The sequence below is a fragment of the Mycobacterium simiae genome, from assembly GCF_008370645.1.
GTDB lineage: Bacteria > Actinomycetota > Actinomycetes > Mycobacteriales > Mycobacteriaceae > Mycobacterium > Mycobacterium simiae_A.
In genome coordinates, this window is record NZ_VTZN01000263.1 from 1 (window position 1) to 4,739 (window position 4,739).

The 4,739-nt window shown below is 67.9% G+C and carries 6 protein-coding genes; 5 read left to right on the plus strand and 1 reads right to left on the minus strand.

All coding sequences use genetic code 11. The features are described 5' to 3' along the window. A partial coding sequence (locus F0Q45_RS24345) for a DUF222 domain-containing protein (RefSeq protein WP_149656331.1) occupies positions 1 to 314 on the minus strand: 314 nt, incomplete at its 3' end. Positions 315 to 426: 112 nt separating this feature from the next. Here F0Q45_RS24345 and F0Q45_RS24350 point away from each other — a divergent pair. The 5 genes from F0Q45_RS24350 to F0Q45_RS24370 all read left to right on the plus strand — a co-directional run bounded on the left by F0Q45_RS24350 (position 427) and on the right by F0Q45_RS24370 (position 4,626). Beyond that, complete coding sequence (locus F0Q45_RS24350; protein ID WP_188113137.1) at positions 427 to 639, plus strand: PPE family protein, SVP subgroup; 213 nt, start codon at positions 427 to 429, stop codon at positions 637 to 639. A gap of 104 nt (positions 640 to 743) precedes the next feature. Beyond that, positions 744 to 1,541, plus strand: coding sequence for an MlaE family ABC transporter permease (locus F0Q45_RS24355; RefSeq protein WP_149656333.1), 798 nt, complete (start codon positions 744 to 746; stop codon positions 1,539 to 1,541). Then, a complete protein-coding gene (locus F0Q45_RS24360; RefSeq protein ID WP_149656334.1) occupies positions 1,542 to 2,366 on the plus strand; it encodes an ABC transporter permease in 825 nt (274 codons plus the stop codon). It begins immediately after the preceding gene. A 5-nt stretch (positions 2,367 to 2,371) separates the two neighbouring features. Then, on the plus strand, positions 2,372 to 3,589 hold the full coding sequence (locus F0Q45_RS24365) for an MCE family protein (RefSeq protein WP_149656335.1): 1,218 nt from the start codon (positions 2,372 to 2,374) through the stop codon (positions 3,587 to 3,589). Further along, on the plus strand, positions 3,586 to 4,626 hold the full coding sequence (locus F0Q45_RS24370; protein ID WP_149656336.1) for an MCE family protein: 1,041 nt from the start codon (positions 3,586 to 3,588) through the stop codon (positions 4,624 to 4,626). Before F0Q45_RS24365 ends, F0Q45_RS24370 begins: the two co-directional genes overlap by 4 nt. Positions 4,627 to 4,739 lie beyond the last annotated feature (113 nt).

The following is a 4,739-nucleotide window of genomic DNA, read 5'->3' on the forward strand; positions in this document are numbered from 1 at the left end:
ACCTGATCCAGCGAGAACCGGCCCTCCCGCAGACCCGCCGCACACCGCGGGAACTCGGTCAGCCGACCCGCCACCGTGGTGATCGTGTGCGCGTTGCCCGCAGACACCCCCAGCTTCCAGGCCACCAACGCCGCCACCGAGCGTGCCCCCGTCATCCCGCACAACTGGTCACGATCGATCTCGGCGACGATCTGCACGATACGCCCATCGATGGCGTTACGCTGACCGGCCAACTGCGCCAACTCCGCAAACAACACCTCCAACCGCTTCTTCGGCAGCATCGGCGCATAGGCCAGCGAGGCGGTCGACGACATAACCCCATCATGACAGCGGGGTACGACAAGTCCTGGCCCCCAACCCTCACCCAGGTATGGGAGCCATCAATAGCCAAGCGAGACAGCCTGATTGACCGCCGATCCGCTCCGAGTGACCACTAAACCGGACGACGATTCTTCGTGCTGCCTCACAGCGGCAACCAACGTGGGGGCCCTCGCCAACGCCGCTGCCCCGACTGCCGACGGCCTCAACGCCGTGCCCATGGCGCCGTTTAGTCAGCTGATCGGCGGCCAGTACGGGCGCACCCTGCCCAGCTATGGTTTCCGGCCCACGGTGATGGCAAAACCACCCGCCGCCGGCTGACCCGTGGGTTCGACCGCCCACCAACCTCCTGCCAACCTTGCGGCGTCAGATTTGTTCCGCGCCGCGCGAGCTGACGCGGCGCAGGCACAGAAGGGACGGCGGCGATGACGATGTCGACGGGCACCCTCAACCAGGTCGGCGGCCACTTGCGCGGCCCGCTGGCGCACGTCGGCGGCTTCGCCCGGATGTGTTCGCTGACCGGCAAGGCATTGTTTCGGTGGCCGCTGCAAGGGCAGGAGACGATCGCGCAGGCCTGGTTTCTGCTGCGCGTCACGATCTTGCCAACCGTCATGGCCGCGATACCGCTGACCGTCCTGCTGACGTTCACGCTGAACCTGCTGCTCGCCGAATTCGGCGCCGCCGACATCTCGGGCGCGGGCGCGGCGCTGGGCGCGGTCACCCAACTGGGCCCGCTGACGACCGTGCTGGTGGTGGCCGGAACCGGCTCCACCGCCATCTGCGCCGACCTGGGCGCCCGCACCATCCGCGAGGAGATCGACGCCCTGGAGGTGATGGGTATCGACCCCATCCACCGGCTGGTGGTGCCCCGGGTGCTGGCGGCGACGTTCATCGCCGCCCTGCTCAACAGCCTGGTCATCACCGTCGGATTGGTCGGCAGTTTCTTGTTCAGCGTCTATCTGCAAGATGTTTCCGGCGGCGCCTTCCTGTCCACCGTGACCCTGATCACCGGGCTGCCCGAGGTGGTGATCGCGACGGCCAAGGCGGTGTCGTTCGGGCTGATCGCCGGACTGGTCGGCTGTTATCGGGGCCTGACCGTCTCGGGCGGCGCCAAGGGCGTCGGCACCGCCGTGAACGAGACGGTGGTGCTCTGCGTGATCGCGCTGTTCGCGGTCAACGTAGTCCTGACCACCATCGGTGTGCGATTCGGAACGGGCCGCTAAATGGCCGCCGTCGGAGCAATCGGCAAACCCCCTCGGGCGCTGGATGCGTTCGGGCTGCTCGTCTTGTTCACCGTGTCCAGCCTCGGTCAGGTCGGGACGACGCTGCGCCACTACCGCGCCGAGACACTGCGGATCATCGCCCAGATCGGCATGGGGACCGGGGCGCTGGCCGTGGTGGGCGGCACGGTTGCGATCGTCGCGTTCGTCACCCTCTCCGGTGCCTCGCTGGTCGCCATCCAGGGTTTCGCGTCACTGCGCAACATCGGCGTCGGCGTGTTCACCGGATTCTTCGCCGCGCTGGTCAACGTGCGCATCGCCGCGCCGGTGGTCACCGGCATCGCGCTGGCGGCCACCGTCGGCGCCGGCGCCACCGCCGAGCTGGGCGCCATGCGGATCAGCGAGGAGATCGACGCGCTGGAGGCAATGGGGGTCAAGTCGACCGCGTACCTGGCGTCGACCAGGATCATCGCCGCGGTCGTGGTGATCGTGCCGCTCTACGGGCTGGCGATGGTGATGGCGTTCCTGTCTCCCCAGCTGGTGACCACACTGCTCTACGGACAATCGAGCGGCACCTACAACCACTACTTCTCGACGTTCCTGCGGCCCGAAGATGTCTTCTGGTCGTTCCTGCAGGCCGTCGTCATTGGGGTGCTGGTGATGATCGTGCACTGCTACTACGGCTACACCGCCGCCGGGGGGCCGGTCGGCGTCGGCGAAGCCGTCGGCCGGTCCATGCGGTTCTCGCTGGTCGCGGTGGTGGTGGTGGCGATGCTCGCGTCGCTGGCGCTATATGGCGTCGACCCCAACTTCAACCTAACGGTGTAGCCGCCATGACGACACCGCAACGAGCCAATGCCCCCCACGGTCCACCGGCCAAGACGGCGGGCGTGGTGGGGGCGGTGCTGATCGCGCTCGTCGTCGTGGCGGCCGTCACGCAATTCCGCGGAGGTTTCACCCCGACGGAGTCGTTGACGGTGGTGGCCGACCGGGCGGGCTTGCTGATCGGCACCGGGTCCAAGGTGACGCTCAACGGCGTCGGGATAGGCCAGGTCACCGACATCCGCGAGATCGAGCGCGACGGCAAGCCGGCGGCCCAATTCACCGTGGCGGTGGCACCGGAATACGCGCGGCTGATCCCGGCCAACGTGGTTGCCTCGATCAAGTCGACGACGGTGTTCGGCGGCAAATACGTGGCGCTCACCTCCCCGAAGCAACCCGCGCCGCCGATCGACAGCACCGCCGTCATCGACGCGCGATCGGTATCGACCGAGGTCAACACGGTGTTCCAAACCCTGACATCGTTGGCCCGGACGGTCGATCCGGTCAAGCTGAACGTGACCCTGACCGGCGCGGCGGACGCCTTGTCGGGGCTGGGAGACAAGTTCGGCGCGTCGCTGGTCAACGGCAACACCGTGCTGGCCGACCTCAACCCGCGGATGGACCAGCTGCATCACGATGTCATCGCACTGGCCCGGGTGGCCGACATCGCGGCCGACGCGTCGCCGGACCTGTGGAACCTGCTGGCCCACCTCACAACCACCGGGCAAACCCTTAACAAACAGCAAAAAGAACTGGACGCGACGCTGCTGGCGGCCATCGGGTTCGCCCACACCGGCGCCGACGTGCTGGCGGCCAGCCAAACGCATGTAGTTCAGGCACTGGCCGAGCTGGTGCCGACCACCGGGCTGCTCGACACCTACAGCCCCGAACTGCTCTGCGCCATCCGCAACGCCGCGCAGGTCCGACCCGCGGTGGCCGCGGCCGAGGGCCTGGGCAACGGGTATTCGCTGCGGGCCCACACCCAGCTAGTCGGCGGCGCCAACCCGTACGTCTACCCCGACAACTTGCCCCGGGTCAACGCCCGGGGCGGTCCCGGCGGCGCGCCCGGCTGCTGGCAAACCATCACCCGCGACCTGTGGCCGGCGCCGAGTCTGGTGATGGACACCGGCGCCAGCATCGCCCCCTACAACCACTTCGCCATCGGAACACCCTGGGCACTGGACTATGTCTGGGGACGCCAAATCGGTGAGAACACGATCAACCCATGAAAACCACCGTCACCGCCGTCAAGCTCGGCGCCTTCACGCTGGTCCTGCTGGGATTCAGCGCAGTCACGGTGGTGATCTTCGGCCAGCTGCGCTTCACCGACACCGCGACCTACTCCGCCGACTTCTCCTTTGCCAGCGGGCTGCGTCCGGGCCAGTTCGTCCGGGCCGCCGGGGTGGAGGTCGGCAAGGTCAAGGGGGTGCGGCTTATCGACGACGGCCGGCGGGTGCGGGTGGACTTCGCCATGGACCGGTCACTGCCGCTGTATCAGTCCAGCACCGCGCAGATCCGCTACGCCAACCTGATCGGCGAGCGCTACCTGGAGGTGACCCGCGGCCAGGGCGAGGGCGCCGACCGGGTGCTGCCGCCGGGCGGGCTGATCCCGGTGGCGCGCACCCAACCGGCCCTGGACTTGGACGCGCTGATCGGGGGGTTCCGACCGGTATTTCGTGCGCTGGCCCCCGACAAGGTCAACACCATCGCCTCCGCCATCATCACGGTGTTTCAGGGCCAGGGCGGCACCATCAACGACATCCTCGATCACACCGCGCGGCTGACCTCGGCACTGGCCGACCGCGACGCGGTGATCGGCGAGGTGGTGAAAAACCTGGGCACGGTGCTCGACAGCATCGTCGCCAAAGCCGGGGACGTCGACTCGACCGTCGTCAACCTCGAGACGCTGATCACCGGGCTCAGCGAGCACGCCGACCCGCTGGCCGACGGGGTCGCCAACCTGAGCCTTGCCACCGGGTCGTTGGCCGACCTGCTCGCCGACAATCGGTCCCAGCTGCAACGCGACCTCGCTGCGGCCCAAGGCGTCTTGCAGCCCCTCGTCGACCAGAGCGGTCAGCTCGATGAGCTGCTGCGCAAGTTGCCGACGGCGACCACCCTGCTGGGACGCAGCGCCGGCACCTACGGCGACTTCATCAACCTCTACCTGTGCGACATCAACCTCACCCTCAACGGTTTGCAGCCCGGCGGCCCGGTGCGCAAGGTCCGGCTCACCCAGCAGCCGACCGGAAGGTGCACACCGCAATGAGGGCATTGGAACCGGCCAACCGGGTCAGGATCGGCGTCCTGGCTGTCTCGGTGGTGGTGCTGGCCACCGCGGTGGGCCAAAGCGTCACCAGCGCACCGATGCTGTTTGCCCAG